General features: G+C 67.7%; 20 protein-coding genes. 12 read left to right on the top strand and 8 right to left on the bottom strand.

Annotated elements, in window-relative coordinates; all coding sequences use genetic code 11:
* Positions 1 to 12 precede the first annotated feature (12 nt).
* The 9 genes from JHC79_RS04040 to JHC79_RS04000 all read left to right on the top strand — a co-directional run bounded on the left by JHC79_RS04040 (position 13) and on the right by JHC79_RS04000 (position 7417).
* Positions 13 to 639, top strand: a complete 627-nt coding sequence (locus JHC79_RS04040) for a TetR/AcrR family transcriptional regulator (RefSeq protein ID WP_296388594.1) — start codon at positions 13 to 15, stop codon at positions 637 to 639.
* A 58-nt stretch (positions 640 to 697) separates the two neighbouring features.
* The gene (locus JHC79_RS04035) at positions 698 to 976 is read left to right on the top strand and encodes a helix-turn-helix transcriptional regulator (protein ID WP_296388592.1); all 279 of its coding nucleotides are present in this window, start codon (positions 698 to 700) and stop codon (positions 974 to 976) included.
* Entirely contained in the window at positions 973 to 1674 is a 702-nt protein-coding gene (locus JHC79_RS04030; protein ID WP_296388591.1) for a hypothetical protein, read from the top strand. Before JHC79_RS04035 ends, JHC79_RS04030 begins: the two co-directional genes overlap by 4 nt.
* Positions 1675 to 1711: 37 nt before the next feature.
* Complete coding sequence (locus JHC79_RS04025; protein WP_296388589.1) at positions 1712 to 2608, top strand: ATP-binding cassette domain-containing protein; 897 nt, start codon at positions 1712 to 1714, stop codon at positions 2606 to 2608.
* Positions 2605 to 3870: an ABC transporter permease gene (locus tag JHC79_RS04020; RefSeq protein WP_296388587.1), complete on the top strand. Its 1266-nt coding sequence runs from the start codon at positions 2605 to 2607 to the stop codon at positions 3868 to 3870. Before JHC79_RS04025 ends, JHC79_RS04020 begins: the two co-directional genes overlap by 4 nt.
* Before the next feature lie 65 nt (positions 3871 to 3935).
* Positions 3936 to 4772, top strand: a complete 837-nt coding sequence (locus JHC79_RS04015) for an ABC transporter ATP-binding protein (RefSeq protein WP_296388586.1) — start codon at positions 3936 to 3938, stop codon at positions 4770 to 4772.
* Complete coding sequence (locus tag JHC79_RS04010; RefSeq protein WP_296388584.1) at positions 4769 to 5548, top strand: ABC transporter permease subunit; 780 nt, start codon at positions 4769 to 4771, stop codon at positions 5546 to 5548. Before JHC79_RS04015 ends, JHC79_RS04010 begins: the two co-directional genes overlap by 4 nt.
* Positions 5545 to 6348: an ABC transporter permease subunit gene (locus JHC79_RS04005; protein ID WP_296388582.1), complete on the top strand. Its 804-nt coding sequence runs from the start codon at positions 5545 to 5547 to the stop codon at positions 6346 to 6348. The genes JHC79_RS04010 and JHC79_RS04005 overlap by 4 nt, the downstream gene beginning before the upstream one ends.
* Positions 6349 to 6358: 10 nt before the next feature.
* On the top strand, positions 6359 to 7417 hold the full coding sequence (locus tag JHC79_RS04000; RefSeq protein WP_296388581.1) for an ABC transporter substrate-binding protein: 1059 nt from the start codon (positions 6359 to 6361) through the stop codon (positions 7415 to 7417).
* 77 nt (positions 7418 to 7494) lie between these two features.
* Here JHC79_RS04000 and JHC79_RS03995 read toward each other — a convergent pair whose 3' ends face one another.
* From JHC79_RS03995 to JHC79_RS03985, 3 genes are all read right to left on the bottom strand, one after another.
* A complete protein-coding gene (locus tag JHC79_RS03995; protein WP_296388579.1) occupies positions 7495 to 8748 on the bottom strand; it encodes an alpha-hydroxy acid oxidase in 1254 nt (417 codons plus the stop codon).
* Positions 8749 to 8806: 58 nt separating this feature from the next.
* Positions 8807 to 10072 (bottom strand): Nramp family divalent metal transporter, encoded by a 1266-nt coding sequence (locus JHC79_RS03990; RefSeq protein WP_296388577.1) that lies wholly within the window; start codon positions 10070 to 10072, stop codon positions 8807 to 8809.
* Positions 10073 to 10153: 81 nt separating this feature from the next.
* Positions 10154 to 11581, bottom strand: a complete 1428-nt coding sequence (locus tag JHC79_RS03985) for a deoxyribodipyrimidine photo-lyase (protein WP_296388575.1) — start codon at positions 11579 to 11581, stop codon at positions 10154 to 10156.
* A gap of 70 nt (positions 11582 to 11651) precedes the next feature.
* Between JHC79_RS03985 and JHC79_RS03980 the strand changes: the two genes are divergently transcribed.
* The 3 genes from JHC79_RS03980 (at position 11652) to JHC79_RS03970 (ending at position 14235) form a co-directional block, all read left to right on the top strand.
* Positions 11652 to 12401 (top strand): response regulator transcription factor, encoded by a 750-nt coding sequence (locus JHC79_RS03980; RefSeq protein ID WP_296388573.1) that lies wholly within the window; start codon positions 11652 to 11654, stop codon positions 12399 to 12401.
* A gap of 16 nt (positions 12402 to 12417) precedes the next feature.
* Entirely contained in the window at positions 12418 to 13779 is a 1362-nt protein-coding gene (locus tag JHC79_RS03975; protein ID WP_296388572.1) for a HAMP domain-containing sensor histidine kinase, read from the top strand.
* Between the two features lie 102 nt (positions 13780 to 13881).
* Positions 13882 to 14235: a hemophore-related protein gene (locus JHC79_RS03970; protein ID WP_296388570.1), complete on the top strand. Its 354-nt coding sequence runs from the start codon at positions 13882 to 13884 to the stop codon at positions 14233 to 14235.
* 99 nt (positions 14236 to 14334) lie between these two features.
* On the opposite strand, the gene JHC79_RS03965 is transcribed toward JHC79_RS03970, so the two are convergent.
* The 5 genes from JHC79_RS03965 to JHC79_RS03945 form a co-directional block, all read right to left on the bottom strand.
* A complete protein-coding gene (locus tag JHC79_RS03965) occupies positions 14335 to 15279 on the bottom strand; it encodes an ROK family protein (RefSeq protein WP_296388568.1) in 945 nt (314 codons plus the stop codon).
* A complete protein-coding gene (locus tag JHC79_RS03960; protein WP_296388566.1) occupies positions 15269 to 15628 on the bottom strand; it encodes an FKBP-type peptidyl-prolyl cis-trans isomerase in 360 nt (119 codons plus the stop codon). Before JHC79_RS03960 ends, JHC79_RS03965 begins: the two co-directional genes overlap by 11 nt.
* The gene (locus JHC79_RS03955) at positions 15625 to 16950 is read right to left on the bottom strand and encodes a citrate synthase (RefSeq protein ID WP_296388565.1); all 1326 of its coding nucleotides are present in this window, start codon (positions 16948 to 16950) and stop codon (positions 15625 to 15627) included. Before JHC79_RS03955 ends, JHC79_RS03960 begins: the two co-directional genes overlap by 4 nt.
* Before the next feature lie 74 nt (positions 16951 to 17024).
* Positions 17025 to 17966: a carbohydrate kinase gene (locus JHC79_RS03950; RefSeq protein WP_296388564.1), complete on the bottom strand. Its 942-nt coding sequence runs from the start codon at positions 17964 to 17966 to the stop codon at positions 17025 to 17027.
* Positions 17963 to 18907, bottom strand: coding sequence for an aldose 1-epimerase family protein (locus tag JHC79_RS03945; RefSeq protein ID WP_296388563.1), 945 nt, complete (start codon positions 18905 to 18907; stop codon positions 17963 to 17965). The genes JHC79_RS03950 and JHC79_RS03945 overlap by 4 nt, the downstream gene beginning before the upstream one ends.
* Positions 18908 to 18930: the final 23 nt, after the last annotated feature.

The following is an 18930-nucleotide window of genomic DNA, read 5'->3' as shown; positions in this document are numbered from 1 at the left end:
TATAGTTGGCAGGTGAGTTCCCCAGGAGGTGCGCCGCGACGGACGCAGGCGCAGCGCCGTGCGACCACCATCGGGGCCCTGCTCGACGCCGCGATCACCTCGATCGCCGAGATCGGATACGCCAAGACCACCGTCGTCGAGATCGTGACACGGGCCGGCCTGTCCCAGGGTGCTCTGTTCCGCCACTTCCCCACCCGCCTCGATCTCATGATCGCGGTGGCCCAGGAAGTCGGCGAGCGCCAGATCAGCAGTTTCACCGCGGAGTTCGGCACATCGAGCGCCGAGGCCACGCCTCGGGACATGCGCGAGGCCGTGCTGCTGGTCCGCGACCTCGCCACCTCCGACCTCAACATCGTCCTGCGCGAGTTGGCTTTTCACGCGCGTATCGACGAAGCGCTGCGGACCCGCCTGAGTCCCATCCTGGAGAACTACTACGCCCAGATGACCCTGCTGGCCGACGGCATGCCCGAACTCCGGGACCTCACCGCCGCACGGCGACGCACCCTGGTCCTGGTCCTCATCGCCGCGTTCGACGGCGAGGCGCTGCGCAAGCCGTTGGCCCCCGATCCCGACGCCGACACCGCCCGGATCGACATGCTCATGCTGCTCGCCGAGAGTTACGGCGTGACCCCCTCCTGAGCAAACGGTTCGTTGTCACCTGTTGACTTTGTGTTGTGTTTTCCTAATACTTGATTGCGTGAGCCCAGTCAGACGGGGAGCCTCGCTCCCGATCTACAACCGCATCGGTGTCCTCCGCGCCGAGCGGCGCATGTCACGTGCCGAGCTCGCCGACCTCGTCGAGATCAACGTGCAGTCGGTGGGGGCGTTGGAACGCGGCGACAACTACCCCAGCCTCGACCTCGCCTTTCGGATCTGCGCGGTCTTCGACCTCCCGGTCGAGGCCGTCTTCAGCCGCACAGAGTTCGGTGCCATGTCGTCCGAGCTGTACGCGAAACGAAACGGAGCGTCATCATGAGCGATCCCAACTCGGCGATCCCCGAGCACGCCAAGCCGCAGCTCTGGCGTCGATACGAGACCTGGCGCGCGGTTCGGTACGAGCGCACCATCGCCAAGTACGCGGGTCGCTACCCGACGATGCGCAACCGCCGGGCCTTCCGACGACTGGCCCTGACGCTGGGGGCGTTCCTCGTGGCCCTCGTCATCGCCGGTGTGGCCGCCCTGTTCACCCACCTGTGGTTCTGGATCCCGTTTCTCATCGGGCTGATCGGTACGGTCAGCACCCTCACGATCCTTCGCATCGTGACCGGGTCGGTCGCCGACGCGCCCGTCTCTGCGCTCGACGAGATCCAACTCGCACAGCGGAACTCGGCTCGGTCGATCGGCTACATCGTGCTCTTCAGCCTCATGTTCATCCCGTACCTGCTGTTGATCTTCCTCGGCTCGGCGAACGATCTCGTCTCAGGTCAGAACGTCTACGGGATCGGAGTGCTGCTCATCAGCCTCGTTCTCGTCGGATCCTGCACGCCCACCATTCTCACCTCGTGGTGGCAGGCCGATCCCGATCCGGATGACTTCGTAGACGACGACGTCGACGAGGTCGCGGAAGACGATCCCCATCCCGAAACCCCTGCAGCAGAGACTCAACCGGCACCCGAGCCGACACCGAGGGCAGCGGCCCGCGACCTGGACCCACCGGCCCCAGCGCCCTGGTGACCCATCCGTCCCCCGATCCACCCGAGAAAGGCAGATCGTGAACGATCCACTGATCATCGACCACCTGTCGAAGAGATACGGCACCCTGACCGCGTTGTCGGACATGACCTTCACGGTCAACGCCGGCGAGATCTTCGGCTTCGTCGGCAGCAACGGCGCCGGCAAATCCACCACCATGCGCATCGTGCTCGGGGTGCTGGCCGCCGATTCCGGGCGAGTGCTCCTCGGCGACCGCCCGATCGACCTCGAGATGCGCCGTCAGATCGGGTACATGCCCGAAGAACGCGGCCTGTACCCGAAGATGAAGGTCGGTGAGCAGCTCCGGTTCCTGGCCGAGCTGCACGGCCTGTCGTCGGCCGACGCACGCGACAACGTCGTCCGCTGGGTCACCCGACTCGGCCTCGGCGAGCGCATCGACGACAACGTCGGCGACCTGAGCCTGGGCAACCAGCAGCGCGCACAGCTCGCCGCGGCGCTCGTGCACGAGCCGACCGTGCTGGTGCTGGACGAGCCGTTCTCCGGTCTCGACCCGGTCGCCGTCGACGTGATGAGCGACGTGTTGAAGGAGAAGGCCGCCGAGGGAGTCCCGGTGCTGTTCTCCAGCCACCAGCTCGATCTCGTCCAGCGGCTGTGCGACCGCGTCGGCATCATCACCAAGGGCAGCATGCGCGCGCAGGGACGCGTCGACGAGCTGCGTGCCGGCGGCGGCAAGACGCTGCACGTCACCGGCCCGGACACCTCCACGCGGTGGGCCGACGGTCTGCCCGGCGTCATCGAGGCCGACTACCGAGGCGCCGACACCCATCTGCGCATCGACGACACCGCCGATGACCAGAGGCTCCTCGCGACGGCGTTGGCCCATGGGCCGGTTCATCGGTTCGCCACGAGCCACCCCCATCTGACCGATCTGTTCCGAGAGGTTGTTTCAGCATGAGCACACCGAAGACCACCGGCGGGGCCACCCTCGGCCCCACCCGCGCGATCTCGCTGATCGCCCGCCGTGAGATCACGACCCGCGTCCGCACCCGATCGTTTCTGATCACCAACGCTCTGATGCTGGTGCTCATCATCGGCGGTCTCATCGTCGCGTCGATCTTCACCGGCGGCGACGACAAGCCCGAGAAGATCGGCGTGGTCGGCACCAACGCCGCGCTGTCGCAGTCGATCACGCAGGCCGGGACGCTGAGCGGCACCTCGGTCGAGGTCGTCCCCCTGGCCGACGCCGCGACCGCGCGCACCCAGGTCGACGCCGGCGACGTCTCGGTCGCCCTGGGCACCGGGGCCCCTGGCGGCCCCGCGTACACGGCGATCACGAAGGATGGTCTGTCGGGCACGTCGGAGACGATCGTGCGGACCGCGCTCGCCCAGCTCGCGCAGCGTGAGGCGCTGGCTCGCAGCAACATCGATCCGGCGTCCTTCGCCAAGCAACAGCAGACGGCGTCGGCGCTGGAGGTGACCCAGACCAAGCCGGACAAGCCCGACGAGGGCCAGCGACTTGCGATCGCCTACGTGGGCGTCATCCTGCTGCTCTTCGCGATCATGACCGGCGGCGGCATGGTGTCGGCAGGCGTGGTCGAGGAGAAGACCTCGCGGGTGGTCGAGCTGCTGCTCGCCACGATCCGTCCGTTGCACCTGCTGTGGGGCAAGATCCTCGGGATCGGCGCGATCACCTTCGCGCAGTTGGTGGTTCTCGGCGGTGCAGGGTTGATCACCGCGTCGGTGACCGGTGTCCTCACCGTCCCCAGCGCGGCCATATCGATGCTCGGCGCTGTCGTGGTGTGGTTCCTCCTCGGCTTCCTCTTCTTCGCCATCCTGTACGCCGCGACGGGTGCGATGGTGTCCCGGCAGGAGGAACTGGGGTCGACCGCGGCGCCGCTGACCATCCTGTCGATCGGCGTGCTCTACGCCGGCATCTTCGGCATCAACTCGCTCGACTCCACGTTCATCAAGGCACTCAGCTGGATCCCGCCGTTCTCCGCCTCGCTGATGCCGATGCGCATCGCCGCAGGCGAGACGAACACCGTCCAGGTGGTGGGCACGATCGTCATCATGATCGCAGCGTGCCTGGTGGCCGTCTGGGTCGCCTCGCGCGTCTATCAGCGGTCGATCCTGCGGACCGGATCCAAGGTGAGCTGGTCGGAGGCGCTGCGCGGCTCGCGGACCACGGAGAAGTCCACGCCGACCCCGGTCGGATGAGCGGGTGAGATCGGCGTAACCGTCGGGTAACACCGCAGCAACGCGCGCGGCCTAGCGTCGCGCTCATGGTTGACCTCGCCCCGCAGTCCGGTGCCCGTCCCCCGGGGACGGGCATCGACATCAGCGGCCTCACCAAGGTGTTCGGCAGTCGCTCGAAGACGGTCACCGCGCTCGAGGACGTCACGTTGAAGACCTCCGAGGGATCGTTCCTCGCGCTGCTCGGTCCGTCGGGATGCGGTAAGTCCACCGTGCTCCGTGTCCTCGCCGGTCTCGAGGCCGCCACCTCGGGTACCGCGTTGATGAACGGACGCTCCCCCAAGGAACTGCAGGGCGATCACGGCCTGGGCATCGCGTTCCAGGACTCGGCGCTGCTGCCGTGGCGCAGTGTCGAGGCGAACATCAAGCTGCCACTGCAGGTGGCCGGGCTCCCCGCCGACGACGAGCTGATCGCCGAATTGATCGACCTCGTCGGACTGAACGGCTTCGAGAAGGCCAAACCCGCAACCTTGTCCGGCGGTATGCGTCAACGGGTCTCGATCGCCCGGGCACTGGTGGTCCGACCGACGGCGCTGCTGCTCGACGAGCCGTTCGGCGCACTCGACGACATGACGCGGCAGCGGCTGAACATCGAACTGCTGCGGATCTGGACCGAGAAGCCGGCCACCACCCTGATGGTCACCCACGGCATCGCCGAGGCGGTGTTCCTGTCCGACGAGGTCGCGGTGATGAGCCCGCGCCCTGGTCGGATCATCGAGATCCTGCCCATCGACCTCCCCCGTCCTCGGGTGCCGGAGATGATGCGGACGCCGGAGTTCCATGCGCTGCACGATCACCTGAGCGGCCTGTTGTTCGGCCGCTCGCAGGCACCCGCCGACCTCGCGCACGCGGACGGCGCCGGATGACCGGAGTGCGCGCCTTCGGGTCCCGCTGGGGCGCAGGCGCTGTGGGGCTCGTGGCGGTCGTCGCCGTGTGGTGGATCGCGGGCGTGTTCGAGTGGTTCAAGGGCACCATCCCGACCCCGTTCGCCGTGCTCCGGGCGATCGGTGAGCAGGGGTCGGAGTTCTACTCCACCAACTTCACCCCGACCATCGAGCTCGCGCTGCGGGGGTTCCTGTGGGGCAACCTGCTGGCGATCGTGCTCGCTCTGCTGGTCGTGATCATCCCGCTGATCGAAGGCCTGGCCACGCAGTTGGCCATCATCAGTTACTGCACGCCGTTGATCGCGGTCGCACCCATCGTGCAGGTCGCGTTCGCCGAGGTGCAGACGATGATCGTGTTCCTGGCCGCCATCTCGGTCTTCTTCACGACGATGATCGGCACCCTCACCGGCCTGCGGTCACCACAGCAGGCCAGTCTCGACCTGGTTCGCGTGTACGGCGGCGGCGCCTTCTCCCAGCTCGTCCGCATCCGACTCATCGCGGCGGTGCCGAACATCCTGGGCGCGCTGAAGATCGCCGGCCCGGCCGCGGTCCTCGGTGCGGTTCTCGGAGAGTTCCTGTCGATGCCGGAGCAGGGCATCGGCCCGGCGCTGATCCTCGCGCAGCAGCAGGCGGCCATCCCCCAGGTGTGGGCGATCGCGCTGCTGGCCGGTGTCATCGCGGGCATCGGCTACGCGATCGTGTCGGTCGTCTCCGTCTTCGCGACACGATGGTCGACCGGGAACGCGGTGTTCGCATGACCACTCGGATGCCCGCCCTGACCGCGACCGCCAAGTTCCTCGGCGCGCTGCTGGGTTCGCTCGTGCTGATCCTGGTGATCTGGTCGCTGTTCCTGCTGGCGTTCCCCGACATCGGACCGATCATCGGGCGCACCCCGATCGACGTGTTCAGCTATCTGTTCACCGGAGCCGACGCATCGACCCAGCGCTCGGACATCCTCGGCGAGCTGTGGATCACGCTCGGTGACACGGCGATCGGATTCGTCACCGGGATGCTCGCCGCGGTCGTCGTCGCGGCGGTGTTCGTGATGTTCCGACCGGCCGCGCAGACGTTCATGCCGCTGGCGATGCTGTTGCGGTCGGTGCCGCTGGTCGCGATGACGCCGTTGATCACGATGATCGTCGGGCGTGGTCCCGCATGTATCGCGGTGATGGGCGGGATCATCGTGTTCTTCCCGGCCCTGGTGATGATCATGACCGGGCTGAACAACGCGCCGCGGCAGATCAGCGACGTGATCACCGCCTACGGCGGAACGCGATTGACCACCATGCGGATGGCCGCTCTGCCATCCGCGGTGCCCGCGCTGTTCGCCGCGGCGAAGATCTCGGTCCCCGGAGCCATCATCGGCGCGACCGTCGCCGAGTGGTTGGGCACCAACAAAGGTCTGGGCGCCAGCCTGCAGCAGGCGCTGCCCGCCGCCGCCTACGACGAACTGTGGGCCTCGGTCGTCGTCATCACCGTCAGCTCGATCGTCCTGTACGCGATCGTCGGCGTCATCGAGAAGATCGTCCTCGCCCGGATGGGCACCGAACCGACATGAGGAGACACCCATGACCCACACATTCGACCGCCGCTCGTTCCTGCGGTATTCCCTCATCGCCGGCGGCGCCGTCGGGACCGTCGGCGGCGCAGGTGTTCTCGCCGCGTGCAGCTCGGGTTCCTCGTCATCGAGTTCGGACGCGGTGAAGGTACAGCTCTCCTGGATCAAGAACATCGAGTTCGCCGGCGAGTACCACGCGCTGTCCAACGGCTACTACAAGGCGGCCGGACTGAGCGATCCCGAGCTCATCACCGGTGGCGGCGCGGGAACCGGCGTGGAGACCGGCCTGACGTCGAACAAGGTGTGGATCGGCATGACCGCGCCACAGCTCACCGCACCGGTGATCCTCAAGGGCGCCAAGCTCAAGACCGTCGCGGCGACCTATCAGAAGAACCCGTTCTGCATCATGTCCGACGCCAAGCGGCCCATCAACACACCGGCCGACATGAAGGGCAAGAAGATCGGTGTCCAGGCCTCGAACGAGAACGTCTTCCGCGCCCTGCTGACCGCGAACAATCTCTCGGAGAGCGACGTCGAGAAGATCACGGTGCAGTACGACCCGACGCCGCTGACCAAGGGCGAGGTGGACGGCTGGGTCGCCTACAGCACCAACGAGCCGATCACACTTGCCGCCAACGGTTTTCCGACCGCGACACTGCTCTTCGCCGACCACAACCTGCCCCTGGTCGCCGAGACACTGGTCGTGCGCCAGGAGACCATCGACAACGAGCGCGACAAACTCAAGAAGTTTCTCAAGGCCGAGGTCCAGGGCTGGAACGACGCCGTCGCGAACCCGCAGAAGTCGGCGGAGCTCGCGGCCAACGTCTACGGGAAGACACTGAAGCTCGACGTCGCCGATCAGACCAAAGAGGCCACCGCGCAGAACGAACTGGTGGTCTCCGCCGACACCAAGGCGAACGGTCTGCTGACCATGACCGACGCCCTGATCGAGCAGAACATCGAGGCGTTGGCGAAGGCCGGCTACACCATCGCCGCGGCCGACATCTTCGACATGTCGGTGCTCGGCGAGGTCTATGCCGAGAACCCGGACCTGAAGAAGTCGGTCTGACGCCACCCGCGGTGAACGCGCGTCGACCGATCAGACGCGCGCCCAGGTTCGCGCGCGGGCGAACGATGGGCGCGCGTTCAGCCTCGTGAGCGGTCGATCCCGGCCGGCCGGGGTGCCAGCCGCACGAGTTGCGTGACGTGCTCGGGCGACAACTGGTCCAGCGACGTCACGCCGAGCAACCGCATGGTGCGGGTGATCTCCTCGCTCAGGATCTCGATGGCCCGGTCCACACCCGCCTCGCCGCCGGCCATCAGACCGTAGAGGTAGGCCCGTCCGACGAGCGTGAAGTCGGCGCCCAGCGCGATGGCCGCGACGATGTCGGCGCCGGACATGATGCCGGTGTCGAGGATGATCTCGGTACGCCCGCCGAGTTCGGCCGCGACCTCGGGGAGCAGGTGGAACGGGATCGGCGCCCGATCGAGCTGTCGCCCGCCGTGATTCGACAGGATGATGCCGTCGACACCCAGGTCGACGACGGCACGCGCGTCGTCGAGGGTCTGGATGCCCTTGACCACCAGCTTGCCGGGCCACTGCGATGTGATCCAGGCGAGGTCGTCGAAGGTGACCGTCGGGTCGAACATGGTGTCCAGCAACTCGGCGACGGTCCCTGACCACCGATCCAACGACGCGAACGCCAGCGGCTCGGTGGTCAGGAAATCGAACCACCACTGCGGGCGGGGAAGCGCGTTCAGCACGGTGGCGGGGGTCAATGCAGGCGGTATCGACATCCCGTTGCGCTTGTCCCGCAGACGCGCACCGGCCACGGGGACGTCCACGGTCACCAACAGGGTGTCGTATCCAGCCGCCGCGGCGCGCTCGACCAACGCCATCGACTTGTCCCGGTCCTTCCACATGTAGAGCTGAAACCATGTGCGCCCATGCGGGCCGGCGTCTCGGACATCCTCGATGGACGCGGTGCCCATGGTGGACAGGGAGAACGGGATACCCGCACGCGCGGCTGCCCGCGACCCGGCGTACTCACCCTCGGTCTGCATCATCCGCGTGAAGCCGGTGGGCGCGATCCCGAACGGCATGCTCGAACTGCCTCCGAGGATCTGGCAGCTGGTGTCCACGGTGGAGACATCGCGCAGGATCGCGGGGTGGAACTCGATGTCGCGAAACGACTGTCGTGCCCGCTCGATGGACAGCTCGGCCTCGGCGGAGCCGTCGGTGTAGTCGAACGCGGCTTTCGGTGTGCGCCGCTTGGCGATCGTGCGCAGGTCCTCGATCGTCAACGCCTTCTCCAGACGGCGACGCTTCGCGTTGAGTTGCGGCTTCTTGAACTGCATCAGCGGGGCGAGGTCGGCGACCCTGGGTACCCGACGGTTCATTGCACACACCTTCCGATCGCCCCGAGGACTCCAACGTATCGAAGGCGCCCGCCTGCGGTCAGCCGATACCGGTGACGGTGAGGAAGATCAGCGCGATGTTGAGCAGCACCACGACGACCGAGATCGCGATCGCGATGACACGCAGCGGAGCGGCGTCGGTGAACTCACCCATGATCTCGCGGTCGCGGGTCAACCGTCCGAGCGGGATGATCGCGAACGGGATGCCGAAGCTCAGCACCACTTGGCTGATGACCAGCGCCCAGGTGGGGTCCACCCCGCTGCCGAGCACGACGAGCGCCGGGATCAGCGTGATGAGCCGGCGGACGAACATGGGGACGTGAATGTTGAGCAGACCCTGCATGATCGACGCACCCGCGTAGCAACCGACCGACGTCGAGGCGAGCCCGGATGCGAGCAGACCGACGGCGAACACCGTGGCCATCACCGGTCCCATCGCGTCGCCCACCGCACGCTGGGCACCCTCGATGGTGTCGGTGCCGTCCTTACCCTGGAGGTTCTGCGCCGCGAGAAGCAGCAGCGCGATGTTGACCGCACCGGCGATCACCAACGCCACCAGCACATCCCACCGCGTCGCCTTGACGAGCCGACGCCGGCGGACGACGCTCGGGCTGAACCCGTGGCGGTCGACCACCAACGCGGAGTGGAGGTAGATGGCGTGGGGCATCACGGTGGCGCCGAGCATGCTGGTCGCCAGGAGAACGGTGTCGGTGCCCTGCAGTCGCGGCACGAGCCCGCCGAGGACGTTGCCCGCGGACGGCGGGTTGACAACGAGCCCGGCCAGGAATCCGACCACGATGATCAACAACAGTCCGGCAATGATCGACTCGAAAGTCCGCTGACGGTTGCGGGACTGAAAGGTCAACAGCCCCATCGAGATCACACCGACGATCACCCCACCGAGCAACAGCGGCAGGTCGAACAGCAGGTGCAGCGCGATGGCGCCACCGATGACCTCGGCGATGTCGGTTGCGGCGGCCACGATCTCGGCCTGCGCCCAGAACGCGAGTCGGTGTTTGCGCTTGAGGCGCGAGCCGATCAGAGACGGCAGCGTCTTTCCGGTGACGATGCCGAGCTTGGCCGACTGGTACTGGATCACCACCGCCATCGCGCAGGCCATCACGAGCACCCAGACGAGCAGGAAGCCGTAGCGCGCGCCCGCGGTGATGTTGGCCGCGACGTTGCCCGGATCGACGTAGGCGATCGCGGCGACGAAGGCCGGCCCGAGCAGCGCTACGCCGGCGAGCCGGCGCGCAGGTCGACCGGGCTTCTCGCCGGTCTCGGGTGCCACGGGAGGAGCTGCCATCCGAACAATCTCGCACAGCGGCCGACATTCTTCAACTTGGGCGAATAATATTCTTCGGCCACCCGAACTCTGCTGCTCAGGTCACTTGCCGGAGACCTGCCCGTAGCGACGCAGGGCCTCCTCACGTTCGGCCTTGTGGTCGACCATGGGCTCGGGATAGTCCGAGGGCCGACCGTCCTTCAGCTCGTGAACCGCCTTGCCCTCGACGTCGGCGAGCTCGGGCACCCAGCGTCGGACATAGTCGCCGCTCGGGTCGAACTTCAGACCCTGGGTGGTCGGGTTGAACACCCGGAAGTACGGCGACGCGTCGGTTCCGCAGCCGGCGGTCCACTGCCACCCGTGCTGGTTGCTGGCGAGGTCACCGTCGATGAGCTGGTCGAGGAACCAGCGGGCACCCCACTGCCACGGCACGTGCAGGTCCTTGACGAGGAACGACGCGACGATCATCCGGACCCGGTTGTGCATGAACCCCGACTCCGAGAGCTGCCGCATGCCTGCGTCGACGATCGGGAAGCCGGTCTTGCCCGCCTTCCAGGTGTCGAAGGCCTCGTGGGCGCCCTTGTCCTCGTCGACCTCGATCGTGTCGAAGCTCCGGTTCCAGTTGTGCCACGCGCTGTGCGGCCACTCGCGCAGCACCGAGGCATAGAAGTCACGGAACCCGAGTTCGCGCAGGTAGGCCGTCGCACCTTCCTTGTGGTCGGGGTCCTTCTCGAGTTCGGTGAGGTCGGCGAGCATGGTGCGCGGGTGGATGTTGCCGAACTTCAGGTAGGCCGACATCCGGCTGCTGGCGTCGAGATCGGGCCGGTTGCGGGCGTCGTCGTAGTCCTCCACCGAGTGCTCGGAGTAGTCCCCCGCACCCTGCCGAAACTGCTTCCAGCGCTTGCTCGCCGCGTCCTCGCCCGCGGGGATGGACAGCTCGACGTCGATGTCGGGGATGTCGACGGCGTGGACGTCCGACGACCCGGTACCCACGACGTCCTTCGGGTCGATCCAGTCCGCCGACGTCGCGCTCGACCGCGCCGGGGAGTGCCAACCGTGCTCGCGCCACGCACGGAAGTAGGGCGTGAACACCTTGTACGGCTCACCGTCGTTCTTGGTGACCCGGCCCGGGGTGACCGCGAACGACGACCCCGTCGAGTGCAGCTCGATGCCGCCGCCGGTGATGCCACCCAGCTCCTCCTCGACACGCTTGTCGCGGGCGACACCGTAGGGGGCGTGGTCGGCGGAGATGTGCACCGAGTTCGCATCGACGGCCTTCGCGATCTTCGGGATCTGGTTCTCCGGCTTGCCCCGGACCACCAACAGCCGGCCGTCGAGCTTGTCGTCGAGTTCCCGCAGCGAGTCGTAGAGGAACTTCAGCCGTCGGTCACCGGCGGTCTTGACCAGCCACGGGTCGAGGACGAAACAGGCCAACACGCGGTCGGCCGCGTCTGCGGCGGCGAGCAACGACGGGAGGTCGGCCAGGCGCAGGTCGCGTCGTAACCAGAGCAGCGATGTAGAGGAACTCATGCATCCATCCTGCCTGCTGCCTCGCCGCACGCCGTCACCATCGGCGGTTCGGACGGTTCCCCCAGGCACAATGGGGGCCATGACCGAACAGATCGCATCGCCCGAGCGCGGGAACGACGTCAGCGTCCTCGTGGTCGACGACGATCCCGACGTCCTCAACTCGCTCGAGCGCGGCCTACGCCTGGCCGGGTTCGACGTCAGCACCGCGACCGGCGGCGCGGAGGCGCTGCGGTCGATGACGCTGCGCCGCCCCGCCCTGCTGATCCTGGACATGAACATGCCCGGTCTCGACGGCGTCGGCGTCGTCACCGCGTTGCGCGCCCTCGGCGACGACATCCCGGTGTGCGTGCTCTCGGCCCGGACGTCGGTCGACGACCGCATCGCCGGACTCGAGGCCGGCGCCGACGACTACCTGACCAAACCGTTCGATCTCGGCGAGCTCATCGCTCGCATCAAGGCATTGCTGCGCCGCAGGCCATCGCCGGCGCCCGAGACCGGTCGCGAGGACAGCGCCGACGACCACCTCGCCTTCGATCACCTCCGCGTCGACATCCCGGCACGGCTGGTCTACAGCGGCGAGCACGCCGTCGACCTCACGCGCCGCGAATTCGAACTACTGGTTGTGCTCGCCGAGCACCCCGGGATGGTGCTGAGCCGGACCCAGTTGCTCAGCCAGGTCTGGGGTTACGACTTCGCCGCCGACACCAACGTCGTCGACGTGTTCATCGGCTACCTGCGCCGCAAGCTCGAGGCCAACGATCAACCCCGCATCATCCAGACGGTGCGGGGGGTCGGGTTCGTCCTGAGGAGATCGGCATGATCCGGAGGTCCGCGTGATGCGGCGCGCGCGGCGGCGCTCGCCCTCTCTGCGGACCCGTGTCACGCTGGCCGCGGCCCTGGTCACGGTGATCATCGTCGGGCTCGTGGGCGCGGTCGCCTGGACCCAGGTACGCACCAGCGGCTACCGGGAGCTCGACGCACGTGTCGACACCCTTTCGGCGGCAACGCAACCCAGCATCTCCAACCCGAACTCCACCACCATCGCCAACAACGTCGCATCGGGCTCACTGGCCACGATCAGGGTGGGTCCGTTGTCGTTGTTCAGCACCGCCACCCAGATACCTCAGCAGAGCGTCGGAGTCCGCGACACCACCATCAACGGGACCAAGTACCGGGTGAAGACCGTGTCGGTACTCGAGAGCTCGGTCCTCGACGGCGGAGCCAACATATCGGTCGCCATCCCACTGAAGGCGACGCTGGATCGGATCGACGGACTCCGGCGCGGCCTGCTGCTGATCGGCCTGGCCGCCGTGGTGGCCTCGGCCGTGCTGGCGTGGCTGCTCGGCGGGTTGGCCATCCGCCCGCTGCGCCGCCTGGCCAAACACACCGAGGCGTTACCCGTCGACGCCGGACCCGAGGACCCCGAACGTGCTGCGCTGCACACCGTTCGCGGCGCACGCGAGGCCGAGGAGATCGCCGCGGCGATGAACTCGCTGCTCGGTCGCGTCGACGACGAGCGGGCCCGCACGCAGGAGGCACTGACGACCGCGCGTGACTTCGCATCGGTGTCGGCGCACGAACTGCGCACCCCGCTGACCGCCATGCGCACCGACCTCGAGGTCCTCGACACCTTCTCCCCCGACGCCGCGTCACGCGCCGAGATCATCACCGACCTGCGCCGGTCCCACGGCCGGATCCTGGAAACGCTTGCCTCGCTGGAGAACCTGGCGCAGGGCGAGCTCGGGGGCCGCGACCGTGTGCGGATGGACATCGTGGACATCCTCGACCGGGTGGCGACAGAATCGGCCGCCCGCCTGCACGGTGTGACCCTCTCGCTCGACGGCGACCAGTCGGTGCCGGCCGCGGTGGTCGAGACCGGGATCGCGATGGCGGTCCAGAACGCGGTGATCAACGCGGTCCGTCACGGACAGGCGACCGAGATCCGGTTGTCCGCGCACTCGCTCGGCGACCGAGGCGGCGCGGTGATCCTGGTCGACGACAACGGGCGCGGCATCCCCCCGGCCGACCGGGCGCGGCTGTTCGGACGCTTCGAGCGCGGCACCACGACCGCATCGGGATCCGGTCTCGGACTCGCCCTGATCGCGCAGCAGGCGACGCTGCACCGTGGCACCGCAGAGCTGTCCGACAGCCCCCTCGGGGGCACCCGGCTGGCCATCACCATCGATGCATGGACCTGACATGTCCGATTTTCCTCGCTACGGTGGATCCCGGGCCCGAGGTGCCGCTGCAGCTACGCCGGTGTTGCCCTCGATGAGCCCGTACCCCGCGAGGAGGCACACATGAGTTCACGTTTCACACGTATCAAGTTGGGCGCCATCACCCTGGGAATCGGCGCAGCCGCGCTGGCCGTGCCCGCAACCGCGTCGGCCGCTCCCCCCACCACCCCGGTGCCGGGCACCAATTGCACCCTGGGCCAGGTCGAGCGGTCGATCGACGCCAACGCGCCCGAGGTGTCGCGGTACCTGGACAACCCGCGCATCAAGGCCGAGTTCGAGCGAGTAGTGACCCTGCCCGACGCGGCCCGGCGTGCCGAGGCGGAGCGATACCTGGACCGCTACCCGCAGCTGCGGCAGTACCGCCCGGCCATCGAGGACCGCATCGCGGTCATCGAGAACACCTGCAGCCGCTTCTGATCGACCCCTGATGACGGACATCGTCCGGCAGGAGCGTCGCCGTCGGCACTGTGCCGGAGGCGAGCCTCAGGTCGGACGATTTCCGTGTGAGAGGTCAGGTCAGAGGAGGGCGCGGCCGAGTGAGGCCGCACCGACGATGCCCGCATCGTCACCCAGCGCCGAGACCGCGAACCTGCGGTCCGGGTTGGGCTGGAGAACCCATGGCGCGGTGGCGGTTTCGATCCGATCGGCCAGATCCTGACCGAGCTTCTCGGCGAGGCCGCCGCCGACGACCACCAGGTCGAGGTCGAGCACGTTGAGTGTCGACCCGATCGCGACGCCCAGGGCGTCGATCGCGGTGTCGAACAACGACACCGCCAGTTCGTCGCCGGAGTCGAGCGCTTTCTTCCACACCTTCGAGGTGATCTTGGTCTTGCCGAGGTCGTCGCGGATGTCGAACAGATTCGTCGACCGTCCCGCCTCGACCATGTCGGCCGCCGCGGTCTCCATCGAGCGGCGTCCGGCGTAGGCCTCCACGCAGCCACGTCGGCCGCAACCACAGAGCGCGCCACGTTCCTGCACGACCACGTGCCCGATCTCGCCGGCGGCACCGCGGGAACCGTTGAACGGCTTGCCGTCGATGATCAGGGCGCCGCCGATGCCGGTACCCATCCAGAGTCCGAGAACGTTGTCCGCGCCGTCGGCCGCTCCGGCGAGCCACTCACCGAGGAGTCCGACGTTCGCGTCGTTGCCGAGTGCGACGGGAATGCCGAGCGACTTGCCGAGTTCGTCCCCGATCTCGACCTTCTCGTGCCAGTTCGAGAGGTTCGGCACGGTGAGGACGTCGCCGTCATGGACGACGCCCGGGATCCCGACACCCACGGCCACCGGATCGGCGTCGAACGACGACACCAGTTCGGCGATCGTGGAGAGCACCGCATCCGGGCCCTCGGTCGGGGTGTTCGCCTTCGCGCGGTCGATCACCCGGTGATGGGAGTCGACCAGTCCGACCTCGATGTTGGTTCCCCCGACATCGACGCCGGCGACGAGATTCTTAGCCGACACCGAGCAGATCGATCACGAACACCAGCGTCTTGCCGGACAGACGGTGTCCGGCACCCGCGGGTCCGTAGGCGAGCTCCGGCGGCACGGTGAGCTGACGACGACCGCCCACCTTCATGCCGGGGATCCCCTCCTGCCAACCCGGGATCAGCCGATCGAGCGGGAAGTTCGCGGACTGGCCGCGGTCCCACGACGAGTCGAACTCCTCGCCGGTGTCGAACTCGACGCCGACGTAGTGCACGTCGACCATGCCGTGCGCAACCGCTTCCGGTCCGTCGCCGACGACCAGGTCGGTGGCCACCAGGTCGGTCGGCGCGGGGCCTTCCTGGAAATCGATCTCGGGTTTGCTCACTGTTGACGGTCTCCCATAGCTGTGAAGTCGCGCTCGGTGTATCCGGTGTAGATCTGGCGCGGGCGGCCGATCTTGGTGCCGGGGTCGGCGTTCATCTCCTGCCAGTGCGCGATCCAGCCCGGCAGGCGGCCGAGCGCGAACAGCACGGTGAACATGCGCGTGGGGAATCCCATGGCGCGGTAGATGAGTCCGGTGTAGAAATCCACGTTCGGGTAGAGCTTGCGCTCGATGAAGTAGTCGTCGTGCAGGGCGACGTCCTCGAGCCCCTTGGCGATGTCGAGCAGATCGTCTGTGACACCGAGGGTTTGCAGGATCTTGTCCGCGGTCTCCTTGACGATGGCCGCACGCGGGTCGTAGTTCTTGTAGACCCGGTGGCCGAAGCCCATGAGCTTGACGCCGGCTTCCTTGTTCTTCACGCGGTTCATGAAGTCCTTGGTGTCGCCACCATTGGCCTTGATGTCGTCGAGCATCTCGAGCACGGCCTGGTTGGCGCCGCCGTGCAGCGGGCCCCAGAGTGCGTTGATGCCACCGGAGATCGACGTGAAGAGGTTGGCCTGCGACGAACCGACCAGCCGCACCGTCGACGTCGAGCAGTTCTGCTCGTGATCGGCGTGCAGGATGAACAGCATGTCGAGGGCTTTGACGACCTCGGGGTCGACCTCGTACGGCTCGGCCGGGAACCCGAACGTCATCCGCAGGAAATTCTCCACCAGGCTCAGCGAGTTGTCCGGGTAGAGGAACGGCTGTCCGGCCGACTTCTTGTACGCGTACGCCGCGATCGTCGGCAGCTTGGCCAGCAGACGGATCGTCGACAACTCGACCTGCTCGGGATCCTTGGGATCGAGCGAGTCCTGGTAGTAGGCGCTGAGTGCGTTGACGGCGCTGGAGAGCACCGGCATCGGGTGGGCGTTGCGGGGGAAGCCGTCGAAGAACCGCTTGAGGTCCTCGTGCAGCAGGGTGTGCCGCTGGATCCGGTTGGTGAAGTCGTCGAGCTCACTCGGGGTCGGCAGCTCGCCGTAGATCAGCAGGTAGCTGACCTCGATGAACGTCGACTGCTTCGCGAGCTGGTCGATCGGGTACCCGCGGTAGCGCAGGATGCCCGCGTCACCGTCGATGTAGGTGATCGCCGACTTGGTGGAGGCGGTGTTGACGAAACCACCGTCGAAGGTCGTGAGCCCCGTCTCGGAGAGGAACTTGCCGAGAGCGACGCCGGAGCTGCCCTCGGTCGCCTCGACGATGGGGAGATCGAGCTCGCCACCCGGGTAGGTGAAACGTGCGGACTGGGCTGTCGAATCGTTGGACGACACTGCTTCGGCGGACACTCGGGCCCCTTTTCGAATGGCTGGAACGGTCTTGTGGACCGGTTGACAAGGGTGTACTTAAGCCTGAGAACAACCTAGTCGTTCGTCAGCTCGCTCGCCCACGGAGGGTCGGCGCCGGCCCGGGAGACGGTGATCGCGGCGGCCCGCGCGGCGTAGGTGAGGGCCTCCCGCCAGGCGTCGTCGTCCATCGACCGCACCTCGTGCTGGCCGAGGGACCCGTGCCCACCGAGCCAGTGCAGCAGGGCGCCGACGACGGTGTCACCCGCCCCGATCGTGTCGACGGCGGTGACCGTCGGCGCGGTGATGTCGACGGTTCCGCCCGCGGTGGTAACCGAGATGCCCTTGCCGCCCCGCGTGACGACGACCGCACCCACCCCCGCGGCGAGCCAGTCGCCGGGGTGAGAACCGTTGGGGCCCAGGCCGAGCCACTCGGCGTCGTCGTCAGACACCTTCACGATGTCGATCGACGGCAGCCACGACCGGAACCGCGCCCGGTAGGCGTCCGGCGCATCGATGGCGACGGTGCGGATGTTGGGATCGACCATGATCAGCCGCCCTTGCGCGTGGTGGGTGTGCATCATCTGCTCGTAGACCGACGCCCCGGGTTCGAGCACCAGAGACAGCGTGCCGAAGCAGAGTGCGGCCACCGATCGCGGCAGGGCGCCGGGGTCGGTCACGAGCCGGTCTGCGGTGCCCTCGACATAGAAGGTGTAGCTCGCGGCGTTGTCCTCGCCGATCGCGGCCAGCGCGAGCGAGGTGGGGGCGTCGTCACGCTGGACCAGCGACAGGTCCACCCCCGCCGCGCGCAGCGAGGCGACGAGTTCGTCGCCGAAGTGGTCGGTGGACACCCGCGAACAGAACGACACCGCCGATCCGAGCCGACCGAGCGCGATGGCGGCGTTGAACGGCCCTCCACCCAGCGCGGGGTGCAGCGGGGGCTGACCCGGCCCGTCGAACCCGCGGGCGTCGAGGACGAGGTCGACCAGGGACTCACCGCAGACGACGATCTCCTTCATGAGACCTGGGTGCTCACCGGGTGAGCGGCGATGGTGCGCAGCCCCCATGTCCCCGACCACTGTTGGCCCGGCTCGAGGACGATCAGGTCGGTGCCGCTGGCCAGGGCGTTGGGCGGGGCGGTCATCGGCTCGACGGCGAGCGCACGGCCGCGGCCCGGGAACCCCTGGCCGTGGTCGGGGTCGGCGGTGAAGACCTGCGCCCACCCGAAGTTGCGGTCGGTCCACAGTTCGGTCGAGTCGCCGTCGGGTGCGGTGAGCCGGCTGCGGTGCCGGCCATCCGTCACGACGAGATCGGTGAACGGGTTGTCCATCCACACCCCGGCCAGGCGTCGCTCGGCCCGGAAGTCGAGGTCGGTGCCGGCCACCTCGACCGGTTCGCCCTGCGGCAGTTGGCGTTCGGGGTCGAGCGGGAGGGTGGAGTCCGCGGCGAGGGTCAGGGTGCAGTCGTCGACCTCGGCGTCACCGGCACGGATGAAGGTGTGCTGCCCCAGCGCGAACGGCGCCCGGACGTCGCCGGTGTTGGCCGCGGTGTGGGTGACGGTGAGGCCGCCGTCGGCGTCGAGGGCGTACTCGACGGTCAGGGTGATGTCGAAGGGCCATCCCGGGTGCTGCCCGACCGGGACACCGAGGGTCACCGACCGCTCGGTGGCGTCGTGCAGATTCCACTCCACGGTGCGGACGAACCCGTGGTTGGCGTTGTTGCGCTCTTTCTCGGTGATGTCGAGCTGGTGGTCGACACCGTCGAAGGTGAACTTCCCGTCGGCGGTGCGGTTCGGCCAGGGCGCGAGCACCAACCCCGCCGACAGCGGCGGCTTCTCGCCCTCGGGCACATCCCAGGTCTCGGTCAGCAGTCGGTCACCGTGTCGCACCTCGCGCAGCGCCGCACCGCGGGCCACGATCAGCGCGCTGTACTCGCCTGCAGCAATTCTGTATTCACCCACATTGCGAGTCTGGCACACGGATC

The organism is Williamsia sp. (assembly GCF_016462415.1).
GTDB lineage: Bacteria > Actinomycetota > Actinomycetes > Mycobacteriales > Mycobacteriaceae > Williamsia_A.
Note: the sequence above shows the minus strand (reverse complement) of the source record. Positions and strands in the feature narration are given on the sequence as shown.